At 42.3% G+C, this 25,531-nt stretch carries 15 protein-coding genes; 5 read left to right on the top strand and 10 right to left on the bottom strand.

The annotated features are described in order from the left end of the window. Positions 1–11: 11 nt before the first annotated feature. Positions 12–1,196 carry an acetyl-CoA C-acyltransferase family protein gene (locus BUQ89_RS00205; RefSeq protein ID WP_028461509.1) on the bottom strand — a complete coding sequence of 395 codons (1,185 nt, stop codon included), beginning with the start codon at positions 1,194–1,196 and terminating at the stop codon, positions 12–14. A gap of 1,547 nt (positions 1,197–2,743) precedes the next feature. On the opposite strand from BUQ89_RS00205, the gene BUQ89_RS00195 reads away from it, so the two are divergent. Continuing rightward, positions 2,744–3,370 (top strand): hypothetical protein, encoded by a 627-nt coding sequence (locus tag BUQ89_RS00195; protein ID WP_028461507.1) that lies wholly within the window; start codon positions 2,744–2,746, stop codon positions 3,368–3,370. A gap of 204 nt (positions 3,371–3,574) precedes the next feature. Here BUQ89_RS00195 and BUQ89_RS00190 read toward each other — a convergent pair whose 3' ends face one another. The 6 genes from BUQ89_RS00190 to glgC form a co-directional block, all read right to left on the bottom strand. Then, positions 3,575–7,036, bottom strand: a complete 3,462-nt coding sequence (locus tag BUQ89_RS00190; RefSeq protein WP_028461506.1) for a YhaN family protein — start codon at positions 7,034–7,036, stop codon at positions 3,575–3,577. Positions 7,037–7,041: 5 nt separating this feature from the next. Next, complete coding sequence (locus BUQ89_RS00185; protein WP_028461505.1) at positions 7,042–8,307, bottom strand: metallophosphoesterase family protein; 1,266 nt, start codon at positions 8,305–8,307, stop codon at positions 7,042–7,044. Between the two features lie 117 nt (positions 8,308–8,424). After that, positions 8,425–8,832, bottom strand: a complete 408-nt coding sequence (locus BUQ89_RS00180) for an EF-hand domain-containing protein (protein WP_245812858.1) — start codon at positions 8,830–8,832, stop codon at positions 8,425–8,427. A 214-nt stretch (positions 8,833–9,046) separates the two neighbouring features. Continuing rightward, the gene (locus BUQ89_RS00175; protein ID WP_028461504.1) at positions 9,047–11,077 is read right to left on the bottom strand and encodes an alpha-amylase/4-alpha-glucanotransferase domain-containing protein; all 2,031 of its coding nucleotides are present in this window, start codon (positions 11,075–11,077) and stop codon (positions 9,047–9,049) included. A gap of 94 nt (positions 11,078–11,171) precedes the next feature. Then, the gene (locus tag BUQ89_RS00170) at positions 11,172–12,878 is read right to left on the bottom strand and encodes a glycoside hydrolase family 57 protein (protein ID WP_028461503.1); all 1,707 of its coding nucleotides are present in this window, start codon (positions 12,876–12,878) and stop codon (positions 11,172–11,174) included. Between the two features lie 33 nt (positions 12,879–12,911). Then, positions 12,912–14,204 (bottom strand): glucose-1-phosphate adenylyltransferase, encoded by a 1,293-nt coding sequence (gene glgC / locus BUQ89_RS00165; RefSeq protein ID WP_028461502.1) that lies wholly within the window; start codon positions 14,202–14,204, stop codon positions 12,912–12,914. 140 nt (positions 14,205–14,344) lie between these two features. On the opposite strand from glgC, the gene glgB reads away from it, so the two are divergent. Further along, positions 14,345–16,567 carry a 1,4-alpha-glucan branching protein GlgB gene (glgB, locus tag BUQ89_RS00160; RefSeq protein WP_036573018.1) on the top strand — a complete coding sequence of 741 codons (2,223 nt, stop codon included), beginning with the start codon at positions 14,345–14,347 and terminating at the stop codon, positions 16,565–16,567. 227 nt (positions 16,568–16,794) lie between these two features. On the opposite strand, the gene glgP is transcribed toward glgB, so the two are convergent. Next, the gene (gene glgP, locus BUQ89_RS00155) at positions 16,795–19,350 is read right to left on the bottom strand and encodes an alpha-glucan family phosphorylase (protein WP_028461500.1); all 2,556 of its coding nucleotides are present in this window, start codon (positions 19,348–19,350) and stop codon (positions 16,795–16,797) included. 165 nt (positions 19,351–19,515) lie between these two features. After that, entirely contained in the window at positions 19,516–20,061 is a 546-nt protein-coding gene (gene orn, locus BUQ89_RS00150; RefSeq protein WP_028461499.1) for an oligoribonuclease, read from the bottom strand. A gap of 102 nt (positions 20,062–20,163) precedes the next feature. On the opposite strand from orn, the gene BUQ89_RS00145 reads away from it, so the two are divergent. The 3 genes from BUQ89_RS00145 to rsgA all read left to right on the top strand — a co-directional run bounded on the left by BUQ89_RS00145 (position 20,164) and on the right by rsgA (position 22,651). Next, positions 20,164–21,420: a M48 family metallopeptidase gene (locus BUQ89_RS00145; RefSeq protein ID WP_028461498.1), complete on the top strand. Its 1,257-nt coding sequence runs from the start codon at positions 20,164–20,166 to the stop codon at positions 21,418–21,420. Continuing rightward, positions 21,417–21,758 (top strand): 4a-hydroxytetrahydrobiopterin dehydratase, encoded by a 342-nt coding sequence (locus tag BUQ89_RS00140; protein ID WP_028461497.1) that lies wholly within the window; start codon positions 21,417–21,419, stop codon positions 21,756–21,758. The genes BUQ89_RS00145 and BUQ89_RS00140 overlap by 4 nt, the downstream gene beginning before the upstream one ends. A 77-nt stretch (positions 21,759–21,835) precedes the next feature. Next, positions 21,836–22,651 carry a ribosome small subunit-dependent GTPase A gene (gene rsgA, locus BUQ89_RS00135; RefSeq protein ID WP_245812857.1) on the top strand — a complete coding sequence of 272 codons (816 nt, stop codon included), beginning with the start codon at positions 21,836–21,838 and terminating at the stop codon, positions 22,649–22,651. A 451-nt stretch (positions 22,652–23,102) separates the two neighbouring features. On the opposite strand, the gene gyrB is transcribed toward rsgA, so the two are convergent. Beyond that, a complete protein-coding gene (gene gyrB / locus BUQ89_RS00130; protein WP_028461496.1) occupies positions 23,103–25,529 on the bottom strand; it encodes a DNA topoisomerase (ATP-hydrolyzing) subunit B in 2,427 nt (808 codons plus the stop codon). Positions 25,530–25,531: the final 2 nt, after the last annotated feature.

Here is a 25,531-nt window from a genome sequence, read left to right as displayed (position 1 = left end):
GAAATTTTCCGTCAAAGGCGCTCAAAGACAGCCGCAATTCCCTGACCGCCGCCAATACACATCGTCACTAGCGCATAACGGCCCTCAATTCGATGCAGTTCATAGATCGCCTTGATTGCAAGAATGCAACCGGTTGCACCGATAGGATGCCCCAAAGCAACAGCGCCTCCATTTGGATTCGTTCTTTCCGGATCAAAATGAAGTTCTTTTGCTACCGCACAAGCCTGAACAGCAAAAGCTTCGTTAGATTCAATGACATCCATATCTGTCACTTTAAGACCGGCACGTTGAAGCGCGCTGTGTACCGCAGGTACCGGGCCAATCCCCATAAACCGGGGATCAACGCCCGCATGCCCATAAGCAATCAGTCGCGCCATGGGCTCCAGACCACGCTTCTCAGCGAGATGTCGCTCCATCAGTACCATCGCTGCCGCGCTATCATTAATTCCAGAAGCATTGCCTGCCGTAACAGTTCCTTTCTTTTGAAAAACGGGGCCTAACTGCGCCAATGCCGCTATAGTAACATCTTCCCGTGGATGCTCATCCCTATCAAAAATAGTAATTCCTGTACGCGTTGTTAACTCGAGGGATAATATCTGTTCTCTGAAATAGCCATTTTTGATTGCATGAATTGCACGACGATGACTTTCTATTGCAAATAAATCCTGGTCTTCACGGCTAATATGCCATTTTTCTGCAATATTCTCCGCTGTGACTCCCATATGTATGTTGTCAAAGGGATCCGTCAATGCACCTACCATCATATCCATCGCGCTCCCATTATTCATCCTTTGTCCCCAGCGTAAAGCGGGCAACAGATATCCACCACGGCTCATCGATTCTGCACCACCAGCGATCGCTATATCCGTATCGTTTAACAGTATCGTCTGTGCAGCAGAAATAATAGCCTGTAAACCACTCCCGCATAACCGATTTAATGTCAGGGCAGATGTCTGTTGTGAAAGCCCACCGTTAATACACGCTACGCGAGCGAGATACATGTCTCGCGGTTCGCCATGAATGACATTGCCGAATACTAGGTGTCCGACCTCATCCGGAACGATGCTGCTGCGAATTATCGCTTCGCGAACGACCTTTGCCGCCAATTCTGTTGGTGGTGTATTTTTAAGTGCACCGCCATAATCCCCAATTGCGGTCCGCACACCGCTCACAATAACTACTTCTCGTTTCCTCATGAGTGTTTACCTAGATTTTCTAATCAATTTATATATCAATCTGTGGGTGTATATTTTTACCGCTCTATATAACCTACTCATTTCTGACTAAATCTACTATTTCCTGCTTCACGAAGGATAGTTTCACGCTGCCAGTTTTGCGTAGCGCCAGAGCTTTCCTCTCCACAGGCTGAAACGGCAGAGCTTGCCGCCTTGTTTCTACCAGAATTGACACATACCATCCGTCAGCCTGCTTGTTTACTATAGCTGACAAATTGCGACCATCTAAGCGCAGCCTCTCCGCATCCTGACCGCATCGCACATAGGCAATTTTACGGTTTTATTTACGCATTCAACAGCATTGTTGAAAGAGTTAACGGGCCCGTTGTCAGCTCGAAAAGAGTTGCGAATGTCTTTACCTTTAAATCGAGGGTACCCGAGATTTCCGCCACCCTTCACTCATCTAAAAAGTTCTGAAATGCTACATCAACATTTTTAATGGTTTGCTAAGGCGCATCTGCTTACGCAATATCATCTCAATAATCTTGTTAAGGTCAGGTTTCCCGTAATTCATACCGCTACCTAAATCCCTGACCACTTCGGCTCTCTATCCCAATCAAGATAGTCTGGCTAATAATTTATTTTTCAGCCTGAATTATTGTTTAATATTTTATGCGGGGCAGGTTTACTCTCGTAACCCGCATATAAGTTCTTGGCGATATCACGATAGCAATACGACAAATCATTGAATCAATAAAATATACCTTGCTTTTCTATTCTAAAGAAAAAACACGCGATTACAATCTGAATCAGAAAATAAGCAAATTTAAATCTTGCCACCACAATCCAATCAATTTCTAATAATTACAGATCAACCAGAAAGCACCTCACTACCGCTATCTTTATAACTATCGAACATGATGTTAATAGCAAAATAAAGCTATTCTGCTTACGCCAATACAACTGGGATCACCTCGCAGCAGGGTGCTACTGGTAAGAATAGAGGAAAAAAGGAAGGAGCGGGGGGGAGATCCTCCTTTTTTCACTCAGAAAGAACAAGGAAACAACTCTAAGGAAGTCATTAGTACAAAAACAGAATATCACAGCATAAGTGAAAAATATGTGAAGCATATAATCAGAGATTTAATTTTTAGCTATCGTGAGGCAATCTCTTAGATCGTATAGTCGCGAGATAAAAGATACAAAATTTCGTAAAAAAATCTCCCATCATGAACTGCACATCGCAAATAGGATCTTTCAGACAAGGGATTGCTAGAGCCAAATTCGTTGGGATCAGCAGATAGTCGGAGCGGTATACAAAGAATGTCGTTTGCAAATATGGCCTTCTTTTCTTGTCATACACCAAAAATAATTATGGCGCCCAATAACCGGTATGACGGCCAGTTATCGTAATATGATCAAAACAAAGGCCTCATCTAAAAAAGTTGTGAAAAGAAATTATGATGCATAACGGAACATGAATGCTTGCATTGTTGACTAATTAATGGCTGTGTGCAACTGTGGATAATCGTTAGAAGTTTTATGACCTAATTCCAAGGAGATAAAAAATGAATACGCTTAGACGATGGGTTGGGGCGTGCATTTTTGGAATACTTGTTACAGGTTGCATAACTCAACCGTATGTAGGTGAGCCCATTATCAACCCTATAAATCGATTGCAGTTCAACGGATTTTCAGTTTTACCACCTCAAGAGGAGAACTGGGTATCAGGAAGGAGTCCATTTCCTGATATGATTATTTTTAAAAAGAAACTTCCCGATGTCTCTGAGTTTCAGGAATTACACAGTTATCTAGCAGTGGCGAGTCGCACTAGTCTTGATAGAGAACTCACAAATTCGCAAGATCTCTTATCCTACGTGAACTCAAAATGGAAATTGATGGAAACCCGTTTCCAGACGGTGACTTTTAATGCTGTTCTAGATAAAGTCAGAAGCAATAACATGAATACCAACTGTGTTCAGTACGATATTACTACCAAAGAATTCAATAATCCTAATTTTCCGGAGATCATATTTAATATGACTGTGCATGGCTTTAAATGCCGTCATCCGTCTTTCTCAAGCGTTGTGATTGGGGCAGATTGTACGGAGAGATATCCTGAAGGCTATCAGTCCATGGCTAAGACACTTGAGAATGAATGCGAAGCCTTTCTAAATAATGTGCAATTAAATTAAAAATCGTCTATCAGTAATATTTGACTTGCATGCACTATTATCCGATTAGATAGTGCAGTCATGAGGTGTTTACCCAGAGAGCGATACATTATTTGGCTGGAGTGGCGGTTGTACGGAAATTCGATCAGAAATACTGCTTTCCATAATTTCAACTTATTTATTAAAATCAATAAATTAGAATTCATTATAGATTAAGCCAGATGTTTACAAGCTGGCAATATTTACCCGTTTTCCAAATACAGCCTGCACAACGGGAACCAAATGATGATGATGACTCAAGAAAATAACCTGCATTTTTTCTGACAAGCTTGCTAGCACTTCAAAACCCGCTGTTGCACGTTTATCGTCATAATTAATGAATAAGTCATCCGCAATGAAGGGAAGCGGTTTTGTTTGTTCCAGATGAAGCTCCAGTGCAGCCAATCGTAACGCCAGATAGAGCTGGTCACGCGTACCATCACTCATACCTGAAATACCAACAATGGTTCCATCAGCACGTTGCCCATCCAATGTCAGCGGCTGTGTATCGAAATCGACAACCAGCTTTTTGAACGATCCGCGCGTTAACATGGAAAAAATCCGGCTGGCGCGTACAAGCATGGGCCCTTGCTTTGTTTCCCGGTATCGATCGATTGCCCAACGCAATAACCTCGCACTGGTATATACTTTGATGTAACGCTCAGCAGCATGTCCCATTCTGGCCAGTGCAGCCTGACGCTGTGATTCCGCACGCGCGGCCTCGTCTTGTCCGCCGATCGCCGAAAGCTTTTCTTTTGCGGTCGCAAGATTGGCTGAACAGCTCGTGTGTTCTTGCATGAGCGCTTCTTTCTGATTGGCTAATTCAGACAACATGCCAGGTATTTGTGAAATCTCTGCTGATTGTAATTCCGCTTCCAGTTGCGCTCGTGTCAAGCCATCACTATTCTTCGATAATGTTTCTTTTGCGGTTATTATCAATTCGTTTAGTCTACGCCAACTATTCGAGCGCTGAATAGCATCCTTAAGCTCATCGATCGTAGTTACCTTAGCCTGTTTTAATAATGACTGAATCTCTGCCTGCGTATTATTAATTCTAATCTGCGCTATATTTAATTTTTCTTCAAAAGAAGCACCTTCGCGTAGCAACCGATTAAATTCTTTCTGCTCAGATTTTGCCTTATCTAATTGTGATGCGAGTTCCGTTAGCATGGGCATCACTAATGTTTGCTTTGAATGTGGCGCAACAATCAACATGAATGCTGTTACCCTTTGCTCAAAATCACTGAGCTCAGCACGCATGATGTCGATCTGTTCCTTTTGCGATACGTCAATCGTATGTAGTTTTTCTTCAATCTTATTGAATAGCAGTAAGGCACCCTCAACTGCACCAATATCAGTATCGGCCGGAAGATTGGCCAGTGCCAGATTTTTATGCCAATTAGCTTTCCATGTACTCAGCTCAGCTTGTGCAGTCAGCGCTTTTTCTTCCAAACCAGCGATAGCAAGCTTGGTTTTTTCACGCTGCCGAATCAATTCATCACGTCTTGTTTGAGATTCCACCGCATTTTCAATGAATCTTTTAGCCATACCTACAAGTGCTGGTAAGGGAATAGAAGCATCGGCTTTTATCTCACTTTTGATCATGCCTTTCAGTAAGGTTGATTTAATTTCTGCTTCATCTTGCTTCAACATTGCCAATTCACACTTTGCTTCCGTGGCATCATCGAATGCGCGCAGTACCTGCGTCCTGGCCTGCAACCAGGCATCAATATCCAACAACGATATCGTTGCTAAGCCCAGCTCTTTTGCAATCATGGCCCATTCATTCTGTACTGCCGATAATGCATCCTGGTTAACATCAATACGTGCTTGCAGATCTGTCTTTTGTTGCTGCATGCGTTGCAGGTTATCCAATTTAGATTGTAACGCACTGGCTTCTTGTGCTTTTTCATAACGCTGATCGGCAACCATATCGGCATCACAGATCCTGGCTTCATAATCGACAGCGGCTTCCAATGGTGAAATAACACCCGATTTGATAGATGCCCAAATTGCATCACGGGCATCACGAGCGGCAATGAGTTTTTCCGGGGTAATGGGATGATGTAACCGACAGTATTGTGTAATTTCAAGATTCTGATTTTGAATACCGGCATTCATTTCTGCCAGCCGTTCCAGCAAAGTAGCAACTGATGCTTCATAACTGGCTTGTCGCCGTTGAAGATGCACAATCCGTTCTGCCGAAGGCAACGTAAGATTACGTAATGTTTCCATTTCTAAATGCCAAGGCCCCAACCCAGTCTGAGCCGACCTAAACTCAAGGTTTGCCTTGTTCGCCTGGGATTCCAGGCGCCTTGAAAAAGTGCGTGAATCACCCAGTTGATCTGCTGCTGCCAGCGCTACACGCAAATCAGTCGAAATCGGTGCATCAGGAAGCAACGCAATCTGCTCATCAAATAATTGAACTTCCCTCAGCTTATCTTTAACGGCTTTTTCGGCAGTATATTCCGCTTGTTCCAGCACATCATAATGTTTTAGTAATTTCGTAATGGTTGTTCTGATCGGTAAGGCGGGTAATCGCTCTGCCAACCGTCTTCCATTTTCTAATGGCCAACCTAGCTGATGCACCAATCCTTCAATCTGCTGCCAAGATATTTTGATTTCCTCCTGCTTTTTTATAATCTCTGCTTCGTAATGCTGAATCTGCTGCCAACGCTCGATGAGCATCTGAATATCCATTTCTGACTTGAGCAGACTTTCATCCGGCCGAATATCTTTTAACTGGCTATGTATGCTATCCCTATGTTTTTTATGAAAGGTATACTCCTGATTGGCTTTATCAAATTCCAGCTCCATCGCTACCAGTTGCTGAGCAACATCAGATGGCAACACAATGACTTCACCCAATTTCTCAAGTTCAAACTCTTGTTCCTGCAATGCCATCAAGGTGGATTCAACGCGACGAATTCGCTCCAGGCGAACCTGTTCCGCATCCTGTATTCGATATTGTTGTTGAGATTGAGCGAGTGCCTGTTCCCACTGTGTCACGCTAGCTTGTGCTGCTATCCAATCTTTTGCTCGAACAGTAGTTTGCTTCAATTCAGCTTCTGCCTGAATCAGCGCATCATTCGCAACATAGTATGCGCGTTCCCCTGATTTACGGCGCGCCCAAAGCTTATCCGCTTCTAATACCAGAGCATCACGTGCCTTTCCCAAACTACCGATGCCGGCCGCTGCCTGAAAAAGAATCTGACCGACATCGTTAGCCGCATGAAGAATTTCATTCCCGCCAGATACCAATTTTTCATGGTCTAACCCAAACATCTGATCAAAGAACAAACGATCCGTCGTACCCATAAAATCAATCAGTTTATCCTGTGGCAATACAGTATCGCTGATCGAGCAAAACAAGGATTGTTTTCTGGCTTTTGTTCGATAAAAATCAAGGCATTGATCCTCATTCTCAATCAGTGCACCTAGTTTCATCTCACTATAGGGATGTAAGAAGTTATAAGCGGAACGCGTTTCAATCTCAAACAGTAAATCAAGAATAGCACTGCGGATCGTTGATTTACCTGCTTCGTTTGGCCCAATTATTAAATGAAAATCTTGTGTTGATTTGGGCAGTGAAATGGAATAATCCGTAAATTTTCCATAACGCAACAAATCAAGCCGGCTAATACGCACCCGACTTAATCCTGATTTGTACTGGTCACATAAGCAACCAATCCAGGTGAAACCGTTTCTATTATCTGCACCAGATTACCATCGCGGACATCCTTTAGAATAGGAACGGTTTCAATCAGTTCATAAGGGACTTTTCCTGCCAGGAATTGTAATTCTTTCCCCAGGTCTTCTAGGAATGACTGATCAGAGGTTGCTGCTTCCAATAAGACCTGCAAATCTGCAATTGCATCAGCGCGAGCTTTGATCTCGCTCGCGGTTACAACAGGCTGCGTCTCAATGCGTACCTTCTCAATAAACAGCTTATCAAGACCCATCGCCTCAGCCTGACCGATAATTTCTGCTCTAAGATGAGTTTCCATACCAAAAAGTTCACCATGAGCAGCGGTTTTACCAAAGAAAGTGAGCCGGACTGTGATGGGTTTGTCCTCCTGATTCTCAACAATCAATTGCTGAAACTCTCGACCCGTAAATCGGACAACATCTTCAAGCGAATGAAGTTCGCTGATATCGATATCCATATGATGCCATCTCAAAACATCAACTAACAAACGCTCAACTGACACAATGCCCGTTTCATCAGCTGTCACAAGCACGGCACCTTTAGAGCCTGTCTCACGACTATGTCTTCCTTGAAGATTACCGGGAAAAACAATCCAGCACGGATCGCGCTGCAAAATCGCATACTCATGTACATGACCCAGAGCCCAATAATGATAACCTTTAGCCGATAACTCAGCTAACGAGCAAGGCGCATAATGCGCATGGGCTGCATTGCCTTCCAACGCCGTATGAAGCACACCGATATTAAGCCATCCGGGAACAGGATCTGGATAAGTAACCGCCAGATTCTCTGTCGTTGCAACCTCTCTAAAACTCCGACCATGCAATGCAACCTGTATTTTTTCTATTTGGAAGGTAGTTGGCTTACGCGATTCGAATTGATGCACGTTAGGTGGTAATAACAGACGCTTGGTTATTTCGCTTTCAGCATCATGGTTACCAAATAATAGATAAACAGGAATCCCAGCCTGATCGAGCCGCCCCATTTCACGCGAAAAATAAAAACCGGTGTTGTAATCTTTCCAGGCGCCATCGTAGAGATCCCCGGCAATAATCAGAAAATCAACGGCTTCCTCTATTGCTTCGTTAACCAGGTTAGTAAAAGCATCCCGAGTCGCTGTGCGTAAAAGCTCAATCGGAATATTCTGATACATAGCCAGTCCTGAAAGCGGGCTATCCAGATGAATATCAGCAGCGTGAATAAATTTCAAGGGCTCAACGAAGATTATTACTGAATAAGACCTTCAGTATAGAAAATTTTAACCATACTGAAAACCTTATTCTTGTGTTTGATACCGGATTAATTTAAAGCAAATATTTTTCTAGCATTATTGCTCCATATCTCCTTGCGTTTTATCACCCATATGTCCATGCTTATGCTTATGGTGCATCATTTTACGGCTTTCCTCTTTATCGATAAAACCATCTTTATTGATATCCTTTTTTTCAAACATTCGTTCATGATGCTGCATAAATTCTTTTTTACTGATTTTCCCATCTTTATCGAGGTCTACTCTGGACATGCCAGAACACTTACCAGAATACTTATGCTTCTCGCCTGGCTCCACCACGCTGTCACGACTACCATGCGAGCTTTCATCGCCTGTTTCGGTTTTATCAGCATAAGCTAATAAATAATTCTCGGTCGGAGATTGTGCGGTATTGAATGAAAGATTCGTCTCAGCGGAAACAGGTATAGAGATTAATACCAGCATAAAAAAAATACTGACTGACATTAAAATCATCTCTTTTTTATCGGATATCATTCCTTCTCTCCTCTAATGAAAAAATATGAAAAACCCCTACTTATTGCATTACTATCTAATTAGAAGTCAATACAACAGGAAAGTTCTAAAAATAAAATAAGCCTACAGATAAAAAATGGCCGTTCTCATACTCATAACAGAAAACAAAAAAATCGATTCTGGTATTTTTGTTTAATTTTATACACTACTCGTCACCGCATTCAGTGGCTTCTCTTGCACTGATCATTAGCGTAATAATCAGTTCTTCAGTGCTCACTGGCCATTCCAAACGCAGCCTTACAGCCTGCATAATTTTTTCAAACCCACTCTCAGATTGTGAAACCGAAAATTGGGGCTGACCCTGTAACATCACAGGAGATGACGTCTTTAATAATAGATACCCACCTAATGTATCATCATCCAGCATGATCTCATCTACATGCTGCAACTCAAGCCATTGACCAAAACCACACGGTATTTTTTCCTGGTAAATATAACGCCCTCCCATGCCATCACAACTAGGCATAGCCAGATTAATTTCGGTACTGAATATATTTCCTCTGTTTCCCGAAAAGCGGTATGAAATCTGTAATTGATTATCAAATAATGCCACTGCTTTATTGATATTCAGCGCAGTATTTTTTATTAAGAAACCGTTATCCTCAATGACTGGATCTTCGTACCGGTAGCTTATCAATACATCATCCAGACGATCAATAAACAAGCCTTGAGCGTAACTATCTGGCTCAATATCTATCGCATCAATCTTATGTTTAAAATTTACCCGGTCATGCGCTGAAGCAATACCCTCAACTGCTTGACCGGAAATCATATTTTCACCTGGTAATAGCTTTTCATAATAATGCTCAACTTGACGTCGTAATGTGTCGCCAAAATTATGATTTAATGAATAAGCATCCAGTTCACAAATACTGGCATTATGATCAAGCTTTAAAACTATCTGAAGGACCCCGTTCTGTAAGTAGACTTCTTCCACTCCGTCAAGATCGGTATCTTCCATAAAACAAGATGGACGGGGCATATGCGTATCCAACATTGCTTCCAGTTCAAGCAAACTTTTGTATACCGCACGGCGTAAGTGAGGCAGATACAAACCACCAAACAAACCATGCCAGTAGGCGTCATTAGCCTGGGATTTATATAGTTTTTCCAACATTGCAGGTGTACGATATCCTTCTGGTAACATGGCTAGACGCGAAGAAAGCCCCAGCATGCGCTTATGCATCCAATTGGATTCCGGATAGCGCGAGAAAAAGTTTTTCCAAATACCCCCACGCAAAAAAGCTTTTTTGTGTTCATACCAGCCCCAGGTCTTAACTTTCTGAACCAGATCGGTATATGCATTAGCGGCTTCGACAGGCAGTGTCCATGCATTCATTTCGATATAAGATGTTGTAGGAAGATAAATAATACCTCGTGTTTTCTCAGCAGCATGGAAATCTCGATAATGCCGGGTGCAAATTTTTGATGAAGCCAACACCCCTTGAATAAATAGCTCTAGCCAATTTTTTTCGTATACCCACTGATACGTTTCTGGCCAGATACCAAATTTTTCAATATCATCAAAATAAATTGCCGCAATACGGTTATTGACTGCCCTGTTATCTGCCAGAGACTCAAGATACGCGATCGAATCGTCAACAGTCGAAAAGGGAAGTTTGTAGCGTAGAGATTCGGAAATGGGAAACAAGTCCAGCGTGCGGGCATTTTCTTCCGTGGTGAAGTAACCATTTAATTCGGAAATTGCTTTCCCGGCACAAAGAAAATGATAGTCATCCACAATGACATAACGAATACCACAATCAGCTAATGTGGGAACAACCGCTGATTCCCACACGCGTTCTGTTAACCACGCACCTTGGGGACGTTGTCCTAATTTTACAGCCAGTTTGTTAGAAAGAGTTTCGATTTGCCCAATACGGTCGCGGCTTGGAATAACTGCCAGCACGGGTTCCGTGTCTCCAGCACCAAATAATTCGACTTGGTTTCGCGCCACCATTTCTCGCAACAATGCCATATCTTCAGGATAATGGAGTAGCAAATAATCCAGTAGCCAGCCAGAAAAATGGACGGCAAAATGAAAATCTGGATAACGATAAAGTACATGCAGAAAAGGCTTATAGCAGCGCAGGTGAGCATCATCCAGCACTGCAGGAAAATTTCCGACAGGTTGATGTGCATGTACACCAAAAAGTAGGGATACGCGCTGAGGCATTCGGTTATTCCAGAAATACTTTCATGATAATCAGAATCCCGATAATTAAAGAATTTTACATCCGGGTAATGCCTTTTACATTGTCACAAAAATTTTATTCCAAAGAAGATCGCCGCATCGTACCACTGGTTTCAAGGTCGCCCCCCTGGCTGATGGGTTCAAATATTGTCGCGGGTATGGGTAATTTTAGTAACTGATAGAGATTGATCAGGTTATGCCGAAACAGCTGATCAAAACTAGCCACCGCATAAGCCGGATTATAATCACCAAACCACCAGAACCAATCGGAACTTTCACAGGAAGCAAGCTGCCGGCCTGCTTCGGTTTTTTCGTTCGCTGTCAATCGATCACTTTCCATGGCCAACTCATAACTCCGCTTGGCTGCACACAGCATATCCCACGCACAATTCTTGTCCTGTTCTCCAATCCAAGTAGAAAACGTACCATATACCCAACTACCTGCGATCAATGTCGGCAAGGTGAAGATACACTTTACACATTCAGGAGAGCCAATATAGTCACGATAGGTAATAGTACGAATATCCGCATGGTTATCCAGTAAGCTATAAAGGTCATCAAGAAAATAAAAACCATTATAGGGATATGACTCCCAGGCATTTTCACCATCCAGAATAATACTCACAATTGGGTTTGCTCCAGATGATGCGCTATGGCCGATTTGCTCCAGAGACTGTATAAAATTCTCAGCCGCATCGCGTCCGTGCCATTTCGAATATTCAAAGCCAATCATGTCGGATAATCTATCGTCACGAAAGAAAAGAGTCACTTCGCTCGCTTCCCCACTGATCCGATAGGGGCGATAAAGATAATCACTCCGGTCCGGCATCGCCTCATCGGAATATAATTGACGTAAACTATTTATCAGTACACCCTCACCACTTGCACTCCATCGGCAATTCTGCTCTGCCATAATATTAAGCAAGGGAATTGAAACAGCGCCTTCAGCCGGCCATATACCTGTCGGTTTTTCATTAAAGCGCTGAATATGAGTCCTGATCGCCGAGGCCAGATGGAATGCAACCCGATTGCGTCCCCCTGGATAAACAGCGCTCACAGGTAAAACTGCATTAGGCATACTGTCACGAGCAGAAGAAAAATCAATCAGCAACGGCGCTAAGGGATGATAATGGGGCGTAGTCGATAATTCAATCTGACCCGATTCAGCCAGTTTGCGATAACGTGGAATCAGTCCCTGGAGCAGATCACCAATCAAATCGAATAATTGGATCCTATCTGCATAACTAAATCTTTCGCTTTTGGCCATCAGCCGCATAACAATTTCGTTATTTCTTCGTACGCTCTCGCCCGTCCATGCCAGGTGATACCATACCAGTAAATCCGCCAAATATTGGCCTGAGAAATAGGTTAGCTCACCCTCGCCACGTTTGCTAAGTATTCCGTACAAATTATGTAGGCGCTTATAAGCCGGATATGGCTGCAGCATCGTATGATGATCGTTTAAAAAACAGCTATTGAACACATGCAAGCGATCCTTCATAGAAAGATGATCGAGATCAGGTGTCGCCAACAACCGCAGTAATGGATCACGTATCTGTCGTGTAGAAAACTGTTCTGCGTAGTCTTCAAGCTGATCCAGCAATACCGGAACAAAATTTACGATCGCACGGATTTTCGAATGTCTCTCCAGATGATAGGCCATATCCGTATAATCCTTGATCGCGTGTAAATATACCCACGGCAAGACAAATTCCTGAGTCGCATAATTTCGATAGTCTGGCTGATGCATATGCCACAGCAAAACAAGATTTAGCTTACTCATATGAAAAACAATAATTTTAAAACGTTACTAAAATTAGCGCACATGATGAATCCGCTGTCCCAGCATTTCTGGAGAAATCAGCGTAACACCTTTATCCGTAACATGAAATCGCTTGCGATCTTCTACAGGATTGCCTCCGGCCACCAACCCCTCTGGAAGGATACAGTGCTTTTCTACAACAACCCGCTGCAGACGTACATTTCGATTAATTATGACATTTGGTAGAATGACTGAATCTTCAATGATGCTATGGCTACATACCTGCACATGAGAAAACAGCAATGAACGACGCACCGTCGCACCACTAATAATGCAGCCACCTGAAACCATTGCATCCAATGCCTGACCGCGCCGATCGTCATCATCAAAAACAAATTTTGCAGGTGGTAATTGCTCCTGGTATGTCCAGATCGGCCAGTCCTCATCATATAGATTCAGTTCCGGAGTGACCGTAGTAAGATCAAGGTTTGCTTCCCAGTAAGCATCGATTGTTCCAACATCCCGCCAGTAGGGAGTGCCCGAAACCATATTGACACAACTATCTGAAAATCGATGTGCAAATACGCGATAACGAGATACTAAATAAGGAATCAAATCCTTACCAAAATCATGAGATGACTCACGGTTATCATGATCACGAATCAACTCATCATAAAGAAATCCAGCATTAAATACATAAATACCCATACTGACCAGCGCCTTATCTGGTTGATCTGGGATTGACACCGGATTAGCGGGTTTTTCAGTAAAACTGGTAATGCGCCACTCATCATTAATGCCCATTACGCCAAAGGCATCAGCCTCAGCCAGCGGAATCTCTAAACAAGCAACCGTCATATCCGCTTCTTTTTCTACATGTTCCGCTAACAACTGACTATAATCCATCTTATAAATATGATCGCCGCCCAAAATCAATACGTATTTTGCTTCATGACGGCGTAATATATCCAGATTCTGGAAGATTGCATCGACGGTCCCTTGATACCAGGTTTCTTCGGTTCGCTGCTGTGCCGGTAGTAACTCGACAAATTCCTTAAAACGCCCATCGAGGAAGCTCCAGCCATGCTGAATATGATGGATTAAGCTCTGTGCCTTGTATTGCGTGACAACGCCAATACGCCTGACTCCTGAATTAACGCAATTGGAAAGGGGGAAATCTATAATACGGAACTTGCCACCAAAGGGAACTGCCGGCTTAGAACGCCAGTCTGTCATTTGATGCAAACGACTACCGCGTCCACCCGCAAGTATCAACGCCAGCGTATTGCGGGTATGATTGCTGCGGAAATGTGCACTGGTTCTAGGCTTTATCGGAAACTGATTCATATGAATACATTCCTTATTTTCCAGAGTGTGATATCACGCTGCCATTGCGCTGAATATGTTAACGCATTTTATTGTTTTCTAATAGGGAATTTAATTTGACCCAACCATGGTAAACAAATAGAGCCATTATAATTCTACCTATGCGAGATAAATCAATTAAATCCACAGCCATTTCCACCCAGCCCAATTCTCTTATGACGGCGCTGCTGAGCGCACGACTACATCATCCATCCGCTTATCTTGGTCCGCATATGACGCATAGCCATGGATTAATACGAGTATTCCATCCTCACGCTATCAATATCCAGATTCATATAAACGGTCATTTCGATTCCATGACACGCATCCACCCTGACGGGATTTTTGAATGGCAAGGCAAAACTCTGCCAAATAAACCTTATTTATTACATATTGATGAAATCGATGCGACACTCAAAACCATAACGTACGAAACCTATGATCCTTATGCATTCCCATTACAAATTTCTGATCATGATTTATATTTATTTAATGAGGGCAAGCTCAGACAAACCTATCGTACGCTAGGTGCGCATAAAGTAACCGTCTCCGGTATCACGGGAATCCGTTTCTCAGTATGGGCGCCAAATGCTGAACGTGTCAGCCTGGTGGGTGATTTTAACCGCTGGGATGGGCGAGTGCATCCAATGAGTGTTCACCATTCCAGTGGTGTATGGGAATTATTCATACCTGGCATGCCAGAGAATTTTCTGTATAAATATGAAATCCGTAATCGTCATACCGGTGAGATTCTGCTCAAAACAGACCCTTATGCTGCACGTTATGAACTGCGTCCCGGCACGGCCGCACTGACGCCTTCAAGTGAACGATATGATTGGCAGGACACCGCATGGCTGACCGCCAGAGCAGACTGGGATTGGTTACATGCCCCATTGAATATTTATGAAATACATGCGGGCTCATGGAAACGCCATCCTGATGGACGCTTTTATACTTATCGTGAACTCGCCCAATCTCTCCTTCCTTACATACAAGAGATGGGGTATACCCATATCGAATTATTGCCTATATCCGAGCATCCACTCGATGAATCCTGGGGTTACCAAACAACCGGATACTTTGCTGTTACGAATCGCTATGGCACCCCTGATGATTTTAAATTTTTTGTCGACACCTGCCATCAGGCAGGAGTGGGTATCATTCTCGATTGGGTCCCCGCGCATTTTCCACAGGATACCTTTGCTCTGGCACGTTTTGACGGTACTGCGCTATATGAACATGAAGATCCACGTCTTGGTTTTCATCAGGACTGGGGAACCTGCATCTTTAATTATGGACGCAATGAAATCAAATCATTTTTATTATCGAGCGCCCATTACTGGTTATCCGAATTTCATCTCGATGGATTAAGAGTAGATGCTGTCGCCTCCATGCTTTATCTTGATTATTCCCGTAAGGATGGGGAATGGCTCCCCAACCAATATGGTGGAAGAGAAAATTTAGACGCAATTGATTTCCTGAGAGAATTGAACATCATGGTGCATGAAGAATTCCCTGGTGCGCTGACACTGGCCGAAGAATCGACAGCATGGCCAGCAGTATCCCGCCCAACTTATATTGGCGGTCTGGGATTTTCAATGAAGTGGAATATGGGTTGGATGAACGATACTCTTTCCTACATACAGCAAGATCCGATATATCGACGTTTTCACCATAATCAGCTGACTTTTAGCTTGCTCTATGCCTATACTGAAAATTTCATATTGCCATTTTCACATGATGAAGTAGTCCATGAAAAAGGGTCATTATTAACCAAAATGCCGGGCGATATCTGGCAAAAATTTGCTAATTTACGCTTACTATTTCTTTACCAAATAACCTGGCCAGGAAAAAAATTGAATTTCATGGGGAATGAATTCGGGCAAATTCAGGAATGGAGAATCCATCATGAACTCGACTGGAAATTACTTGAACTCAAACAGCATGCCAATATACAGGCAATCGGACGTGATCTGAATCATCTTTACAAGAATACCCCTGCGCTACATCAGCTTGATTTTTATTCAGAGGGTTTTGCCTGGATTGATTGTCACGATGCAGACCAATCCGTCATCAGTTACTTACGCCGCTCACGCAATGACACCTTTATGTTAATTGTCCTTAATTTCACGCCCGTGCCCCGTATTAATTATCGTATCGGCGTTCCCGTCAGCGGGATTTATCATGAAATATTTAATAGTGATGCTAGCCATTACGGTGGGAGTAACATGGCTAATATAGGTGATATTAGGACTACTCATGAACCCTGGATGGCATTACCAGATTCCATTGTTATTACATTACCGCCACTGGCCGGGATTATGCTTTCTCTAGAAGGAACATAACATCATCATGCCGATAATGTATTCATGGTGTCTAACTAAGCACAGATATTTTCAGCGCTAATAAAAATAGCGCCAAGCCTTTGCAAAACCTCCATAGCTTTAAAATTAACTTTTATAATCAACAGATTAAAACTTCTAGCGAGGGCTTTTTCAACAGTCTCAGTGCGTAACTAGTTCAGCATATAAAATAGCACTCTCCGGTTCTTTCTGTCCGTCCGTATCCTCTTTTATAGCCAAACCATCAAACCTAATTCCATAGGATGCGTTAGTAACGAATGGTAAGGATAAACTCGAATATAATATTCCTGTTTACCACACAATTCAGGTGCCAGCTTTAGCTCAAAAAGATACTCATCTAATGCTTCTGTATCTACGCATTTGAATTCAAAATGCTTAAAGTCACACAGGCTCATTTTTCCGGACTGACGACATAACAAGAGTTCTACGATAACATCATCAGGCTTTAATCCGTTTAATTTGGCAGCAATCCTGAAATGCAATACATCACCAAAGTTTGTACGGTTGCAGGGAGTATCAAGCCGACGAAGCGCCACGCCTCCCCAGGCGTTATTTACTTTATTTTTCCATCCCGCAACCTTCCTCGCGCCATCAAAATCATGTTCTGCATACAACGAGCCCTGTTTACTGGCGGACAGATAAAATTTACTCACGTATTCATCGACCATACGTGTCGAATTGTAACGAGGGAGCAATGACACCATGGAATGTTTAGCCATCTTGACCCATTCGGGTGAATAACCCAGTTTCCCGCGATTATAATAAAGTGGGACGACCTGGTCCTGTAAAATCTCATAAAAGGCCTGGCTTTCTTCTTTATCGCGTAATTTTGGTTCCATATTTTCATGTCCCGGTTTGATCGCCCAGCCATTTTTTCCATCATAGCCTTCGCCCCACCAACCATCCAATACACTCAGATTAATTGCCCCGTTAATCCCCGCCTTAATTCCCGATGTACCACTTGCCTCTAATGGATATACCGGGTTGTTAATCCACACATCCACACCAGAGACCAACCGCCGGGCAAGGCGTAAATCATAATCTTCAACCAACAAAAGGCGCCCTTCGAATTCCGGCAAGCGTGCGATCTGACTGATACGCCGGATGAGATCCTGTCCTGGAATATCTGCCGGGTGCGCCTTACCGGCAAAAACCAGCAATACAGGACGTTCTTCATCAAGAATGATCTTTTTTAGCCAATCAAGATCCTCAAACAATAATGTAGCACGTTTATAAGTAGCAAAACGCCGCGCAAAGCCTAATGTCAGAACATTGGGATTAATCGGATCAGCAAATCTGAGTAATCGATCAAGATGTGCTTCAGAACCATGATTCCGGAAATTCTGTTGAGTCAAACGGGCACGAATCCCATAAAGCATTTGCGATTTTAAAGATTGCTGTACACTCCAGAACAAATGATCCGGTATCGGATGTATACGCGACCAGTAATCTATATCACACATTTTAGTGCGCCATTCATGACCAAGATAACGATCAAACAAATCGGACCATTCCTGAGCCAGAAAAGTAGGAACATGCACACCGTTTGTGATATATGTAATGGGATTTTCTTCCGCATCAATCTGCGGCCACATATCCTTGCAGATATTAGCTGAGACATGACCATGTATCTTGCTCACGCCATTATGTGTGCGTGAACCGTGAATAGCCAGCGCAGTCATATTAAAATCCGGGCTGCCCGGTACATGTCCCAGTCTCATAAATTCTTCGTGAGTAACATTCAAATCCTGATAGAAACAGGAGAAATAGGTTTCTATCATATCTTCACTGAAATAGTCATGTCCTGCAGGGACTGCAGTATGCGTCGTAAAAACGGTATTAGCTGCTACCGCTTCCAGTGCACTGGAAGCGTCTAGTCCTTGCTGTGTCAGACTACGTACCCGTTCCAATATCATGAAGGCAGCATGCCCTTCATTAATATGCCATACAGTCGGCTTTAACCCTATTTTTTGTAATGCACGTACCCCGCCTACACCCAGGATTATTTCCTGCTCGATCCGCATGGTTTTGTCGCCACCATAAAGTTTGTGCGTGATATAACGATCCTGAGGCGCATTTTCTGATAAATCAGTATCCAGCAGATAAAGTGTCACATGGCCAATTCTTGCCTGCCATACTTTTACTCTGATATTTCGATGGGGCAAGCCAACTTCAACACAGATATTCGACCCGTTTTCATCTAGTACCGGCATCACTGGAAAATCTTCAAAATCTGAATCAGTGTAAGTAACTTCTTGATTACCCTGGTTATCGATGGTCTGAAAAAAATATCCTTGACGATAAAGCAAACCAACACCCACGAACGGCAAATTCAAATCACTGGCGGCCTTACAATGATCGCCAGCGAGAATACCCAAACCACCAGAATAAATGGGTAAGCTTTCATGAAAACCGAATTCAAAACAGAAATAAGCTACTTGATCTTCTGGCTGCAAGTTCTCATAAGAATCCTGTGGTGATGCTTCATAATGATAAGAATCATATGTTGATAAAATACTGTTGTAACTCGCCAGAAACACACGATCTTCTGCTGCTTTCAATAAGATAGATTCATCCACACGCTTAAGGAACGCTTTGGGATTATGCCCTACTGCTCCCCATAAGTTCGGATCAAGCCGGGAAAAAAGTGTGCGCGTGGCGCGATCCCAGCTATACCAAAGATTGTTGGCCAACTCTTCCAAACGCTTAAGGCGTAGCGGTATTTTAGGATTAATTGTAATTGTGAAGGGTGTTCTCGAAGACATCATTATTCTCCTTGACAAGTAACAAAAACTAGTCGGATCCAACCAATACAATCAGCAGGAATAATCACCTTATTTTGGGCAATTTCTGCAAATAACCCTGAAAAATTATTTTCTGATTCCTGTATCATTCGATTATATAAAATCTAACAACCCGGTTTCATTGAATTAGGTTACGATAAAGTGCTCACGATAATACTTTAATTCATTAATAGAATCATAAATATCTGCTAATGCCTCGTGTTTTCCCTGTTTAGTCAGCCCTGACATAATTTCTGGTTTCCAGCGCTTTGCCAACTCTTTGAACGTGCTGACATCTAAGTTACGGTAATGGAAATAAGCTTCCAGCTGGGGCATTGAACGTGCTAAAAAACGGCGATCCTGACAGATGGAATTTCCGCACATGGGGGAAATTCCTGGCGGAATATGTAACTGTAAGAATGCAATCATTTGAGCTTCAATTTCGGCTTCTGTGAGTAACGAAGCCTTGACCTTATCAATCAATCCTGATTTAGCATGCGTAGATTGATTCCACTTATCCATACCAGCCAGCACTGCATCAGGCTGTGATACGACTAATACAGGTGCTTCTGCCACCATATTTAATTGAGAATCGGTTACAACGATAGCAACTTCAATAATACGATCGATATCCGAGTTAAGCCCGGTCATTTCCATGTCTATCCAGATGAGGTTATTGTTATCTTGTGCCATAATGAACCAGTCTACTTTCTTGATTGTCAATATTTGATTGTGTCACATTGGTAATAGTCCGTCACTTTTCACTACAATACAGGTTTAGCCACTCTACCAATTATGCAAACATTTACTCTGATTTTTCTCTTCGTGCTACTGCTTACAACAACTACTCGGCTATGGCTTGCAATACGGCATATTCACTATGTTCGTACTCATCGCAATCAGGTTCCAGTCGATTTTTCAGCTCGAATTGATCTTCCTGCGCACCAGAAAGCAGCAGATTATACGTGTGCAAAAACACGTTTGAGTTACTCCAATATATTACTGCAAGCCATTCTTCTATTGGCATTTACCTTAGGAGGCGGATTAAACGCCTTAGCTGATTTCTGGTCCAGTTGGTTAGATGATCCTGTAGCGCATGGAATGGCTCTCATCATCAGTACTGTTCTGTTATTGAGCATTGCAGAGCTTCCTTTGAGCTATTACCGTACCTTTGTCATTGAACAAAAGTACGGCTTCAATAAAATGACACCCAGTATGTTTGTTACTGACCTGGCTAAACAATTAATCCTGAGCCTACTGCTCGGCATACCATTATTGTTTAGTTTTTTATGGTTAATGGAAAGAATGGGGGAAAACTGGTGGCTTTACGCCTGGTTTGCATGGGTAGCATTCAACATCCTGATTTTAGCTGTTTATCCAACCTGGATTGCGCCACTGTTCAATAAATTCACCCCCCTGGAAGATACATCCCTCAAATCGCGTATTGAACAGCTGATGAATAAATGCGGTTTTCAATCTAGCGGCTTATTCGTTATGGATGGTTCGCGCCGTAGTAGCCACGGGAATGCTTATTTTACTGGTTTTGGTAAAACCAAACGAATTGTATTTTTCGACACTTTACTTTCACGTCTGAATGCAGCGGAAATTGAAGCTGTATTAGCGCATGAATTAGGCCACTTTAAACATCACCACGTCATCAAACGGATTATCTCGTCATTCGCCATGAGTTTACTCTTCTTCTGGATACTGGGTTATTTAATGGAGCAGGGCTGGTTCTACCAAGGATTAGGTGTTTCTGTTTCACCCATACCGTCAACGGCAATGGCACTATTGCTCTTTTTTTTGATCATGCCGGTATTTACTTTTTTTCTGCAGCCATTATCAAGCTTATATTCCCGTAAACATGAATTTGAAGCAGATAAATATGCGGCGCAAAATGCATCGGCCACCGATTTGATACATGCATTAGTCAAGCTCTACCAGGACAACGCCGCAACGCTTACGCCCGACCCATTACATTCAGCATTCTACGATTCTCATCCACCTGCTACAATAAGAGTCGCACAACTACAAAGGTGGGCACTTCGATGAATGATACTGTTTGTGATTTAGCATCTAAACAATGTAAACCATGCGAAGGCGGCATACCACCACTTTCGCCTGATACAATTTCAACCCTGCTATTACAACTTGAAAGCTGGCAAGCAACAGATAAATCAATCTTTAAAACTTATCCGTTTAAAAATTATTATCAGACAATTGCTTTTGTTAATGCCTTGGCGTGGATTTCTCATCGTGAAGATCACCATCCAGATATTACTGTTGGTTACAACAAATGTAACGTAACGTATACTACTCACGCAATCAATGGCCTGTCTGAAAATGACTTCATTTGTGCAGCAAAGATTGATAAGCTATTCAGCATTTGAGCTCCACTCATCACCTATTCTCGAAAAAAGAAAATAATACCAGCGGCAAAGTTATTGCCGCATTTGGTAGACATTATTTGATTGAAACAATAAAGGGTGAAACGCTATCTTGTGTGATGCGTGGAAAAAAAGGGGGGGTAGCTTGCGGTGATCAAGTAGAAATAAAACCAACCACTCCCGGACAGGGGGTCATCGAAACTATTCAACCACGTTCTACATTACTCTATCGAAGCGATGCCTTTCGGGAAAAAATTATTGCCGCGAATATCACTCAGATTATCATCGTGGTTGCGGGTGTTCCCAGCTTTAGTGAAGAACTAATCAATCGATGCCTTGTTACTGCTGAACAACAGAATATTAAATCACTCATTATATTAAATAAAGCGGATATAACGGAACCTACACGTATTGCAGCTGAAATACTTTCTCCGTATCAAAAAATTGGCTATCCTTTATTACGGATAAGCGCAGAAAAAAGTGTTGAAATCCTTTTGCCTTACTTGAAAGGCCATTTTAGTGTGCTAGCAGGTCAATCAGGAATGGGTAAATCCACCATCATCAATGCCCTTATTCCGGAGGCTAAACGTGCGACGGGAGAGATTTCTGTCGCGCTTAATTCCGGCTGTCATACCACAACACATACACATCTCTATCACATCGATTCGGATAGCCATATCATTGATTCTCCCGGTATCCAAGAGTTTGGCTTAAACCATATTAAAAACGAAAACCTGGCCTGGGGATTTGTCGAATTCCATTCATACATTGGACAATGTAGATTCAATAATTGTCGCCATATTAACGAGCCCGGCTGCGCAGTAATACTGGCCACTCAAGAAGGAAAAATCAGTTCACAGCGCCTGGCTTTCTATCATAGACTATTACATAGATAGTCAATGGGGGGGAGACCTTTACAAAACCCCAATAGTTGAAAAATTAATCCTTTACAATCAATAGTCAAAAACTTCTGGCGAGGAATTTTGCAAGAATCTCTTAGATTCTAGCAAGCCATTTCGGTACATCAATTAAAACCATCATGAACAAATCATGGTAATAATTTATTTATCCGTATGTTTCTGCCAGCCATAACTCTAAGAAATCAGAGGAACATTGTCACAGTAATAGTGCTTGCGCCGAGCAAGGCTATCTTGCACGGCAGAATTGCTGCAATAAATGAAAAATAGTGCCCAGAGCAATCGTCGAGATAACATGCTAATAAAAGTAATCTGCACAGATCTAAAAAAACAGAATCAGAATTACAAAAAGGATTGAGAATAAAATCTCTGATAGAAGCCATCGAATTGATCAAGCAAACTGTATTTTTACCAGTAAATATCCAGTGAATTAAATATCGATATTTTTTGCTCTGAGTGCATTATTCTCGATAAATGCCCGGCGCGGCTCAACAACGTCACCCATTAATGTAGTAAAAATTTCGTCAGTCAGTATGCTATCTTCGATTTGAGCACGTAACAAATGGCGATTATTTGGATCCATAGTAGTTTCCCATAATTGGGTTGGATTCATCTCACCCAATCCCTTATAACGTTGGACGCTTAACCCTTTTTTTGCTTCTGTTAACAACCATTCTAGAACCTGTTTAAAATCACTGACAGGTTGCCTTTTCTCACCCTTTTTTACTTGTGCACTATGGCCGATCAATCCATCAAAAACCTGGGCAGTTTTCTGAATTTGAGCATAATCACCACTATGCAAAAAATCCTGATCAAGATAGCTTGCCTGAATATTACCATGATATATACGAGTTATTTTTAGGCGAAAACGCTCTGTTATCTCGTCATATTCCGCAATAATCTTGATATCTTTAACTCTTGACGCGAGCCGGTTAGCACTATTTATTGCATTTTGTTCGCTGCTTAAATCGATGTCTGGCTGACGTAATAAACCATACATTACTTGACTATCAATTAGCCGACTCATCCGCTCAATTACAGCCTCTGCTAACAAGTATTCATTAGCAATTCCCGCAAGGGTTTTACCTGTTAGCGGTGGCTTTTCCTCATCTGTGTAAAATTCTGCATCTGCAAGTGCCAATCTTAACAAATATTGTTTAAGCTCATAATCATCTTTAACATAGCGTTCTTGCTTACCCTGTTTAATTTTATAAAGCGGTGGTTGCGCAATATAAATATGTCCCCGCTCAATTAATTCAGGCATCTGACGGTAAAAAAATGTCAGCAATAATGTACGAATATGAGATCCATCTACATCGGCATCTGTCATGATAATAATGCGATGATAACGCAGTTTGTCCGGATTATATTCATCTTTACCAATACCCGTTCCAAGAGCAGTGATCAAGGAAATGATCTCTTGAGAAGAGATTAATTTATCAAACCGGGCTTTTTCAACATTGAGTATTTTTCCTTTCAATGGCATGATTGCCTGAAATTTCCGATCGCGTCCTTGCTTAGCAGAACCGCCTGCAGAATCACCCTCAACGAGATAAAGCTCACATAGTGCGGGATTCTTTTCCTGACAATCGGCGAGTTTCCCAGGCAATCCCATGCCATCCAGTACTCCTTTTCTCCTCGTCAATTCACGGGCCTTACGTGCAGCCTCGCGTGCTTTGGCTGCTTCCATAATCTTGCTGCAAATAGTCTTAGCATCAATCGGATTTTCCAGCAGGAATTCTGCTAACTTTTGTGACACAATTTCTTCAACTGCAGGACGCACTTCTGAAGAAACCAGCTTTTCTTTAGTTTGTGATGAAAATTTGGGCTCAAATAACTTGACTGATAAAACACAAGATAAGCCTTCACGCATGTCATCCCCAATCGTTTCAAACTTGGCTTTTTTTGTTAACTCATTTTTTTCAATATAACTATTTAGTGTTCGCGTCAAGGCAGCCCGTAAACCAGTTAGATGTGAACCACCATCTTTTTGAGGAATATTATTGGTAAAACATAAAACCTGTTCAGTATAACTTTCATTCCACTGCATAGACACCTCAACGGAGATATCCTCTTTTACGCCTGCTGCGTAAAATATATTCGGATGTAAAACTGTCTTAGCACGATTGATATATTCAAGAAAGTTCTTAATTCCGCCTGCGAAAGCAAAGGTATCTTCCTTACTATTGCGTTGATCAACCAGACGAATTTTTACACCGTTATTGAGAAAAGAAAGTTCTCTTAATCGTTTTGCAAAAATATCATAATGATATTCAACACTCCCAAAAATTTCCCGACTTGCTAAAAAATGAACCTCTGTACCATGTCGTTCAGCTTCCCCAATAATCGTTAATGGCGTAATTGGATTACCCATACGAAACTCTATCTGATGTGTTTTTCCGCCACGACGAATAGTTAAATGTAACCATTCCGACAGGGCGTTAACAACGGATACACCTACACCATGCAGCCCACCTGATACCTTATAGGAATTATCGTCAAATTTACCTCCAGCATGGAGTTCCGTCATAACGATTTCAGCAGCGGAACGCTTCATTTCATCATCCTGTTTGATACCGGTTGGAATACCTCGACCGTTATCACGTACACTCACTGAATTATCTGGATGAATAATCACCATAATTTCATCGCAATACCCAGCTAAAGCTTCATCAATTGCATTATCAACAACCTCAAATACCATATGATGTAAGCCTGTACCATCACTGGTATCTCCAATATACATACCAGGTCTTTTTCGTACGGCATCAAGCCCTTTTAGTATTTTTATACTATCTGAGCCATAGTCATTTATATCTTGAATTTCTTGCTGTGTATTGAATTTCTTATCGTTCATTA

It is taken from the genome of Nitrosomonas cryotolerans ATCC 49181 (assembly GCF_900143275.1).
GTDB lineage: Bacteria > Pseudomonadota > Gammaproteobacteria > Burkholderiales > Nitrosomonadaceae > Nitrosomonas > Nitrosomonas cryotolerans.
The sequence above is the reverse complement of the archived record's forward strand: the minus strand, read 5'-3'. Positions and strand labels throughout refer to the sequence as shown.

Coding starts and splice junctions, on each gene's coding strand:
- glgP (WP_028461500.1), bottom strand. CDS start 19,350: ATGTCTTCGAGAACACCCTTCACAATTACAATTAATCCTAAAATACCG.
- BUQ89_RS00195 (WP_028461507.1), top strand. CDS start 2,744: ATGAATACGCTTAGACGATGGGTTGGGGCGTGCATTTTTGGAATACTT.
- BUQ89_RS00180 (WP_245812858.1), bottom strand. CDS start 8,832: ATGTCAGTCAGTATTTTTTTTATGCTGGTATTAATCTCTATACCTGTT.
- BUQ89_RS00175 (WP_028461504.1), bottom strand. CDS start 11,077: ATGCCTCAGCGCGTATCCCTACTTTTTGGTGTACATGCACATCAACCT.
- glgB (WP_036573018.1), top strand. CDS start 14,345: ATGCGAGATAAATCAATTAAATCCACAGCCATTTCCACCCAGCCCAAT.
- BUQ89_RS00140 (WP_028461497.1), top strand. CDS start 21,417: ATGAATGATACTGTTTGTGATTTAGCATCTAAACAATGTAAACCATGC.
- glgC (WP_028461502.1), bottom strand. CDS start 14,204: ATGAATCAGTTTCCGATAAAGCCTAGAACCAGTGCACATTTCCGCAGC.
- BUQ89_RS00205 (WP_028461509.1), bottom strand. CDS start 1,196: ATGAGGAAACGAGAAGTAGTTATTGTGAGCGGTGTGCGGACCGCAATT.
- BUQ89_RS00170 (WP_028461503.1), bottom strand. CDS start 12,878: ATGAGTAAGCTAAATCTTGTTTTGCTGTGGCATATGCATCAGCCAGAC.
- orn (WP_028461499.1), bottom strand. CDS start 20,061: ATGGCACAAGATAACAATAACCTCATCTGGATAGACATGGAAATGACC.
- BUQ89_RS00145 (WP_028461498.1), top strand. CDS start 20,164: ATGCAAACATTTACTCTGATTTTTCTCTTCGTGCTACTGCTTACAACA.
- gyrB (WP_028461496.1), bottom strand. CDS start 25,529: ATGAACGATAAGAAATTCAATACACAGCAAGAAATTCAAGATATAAAT.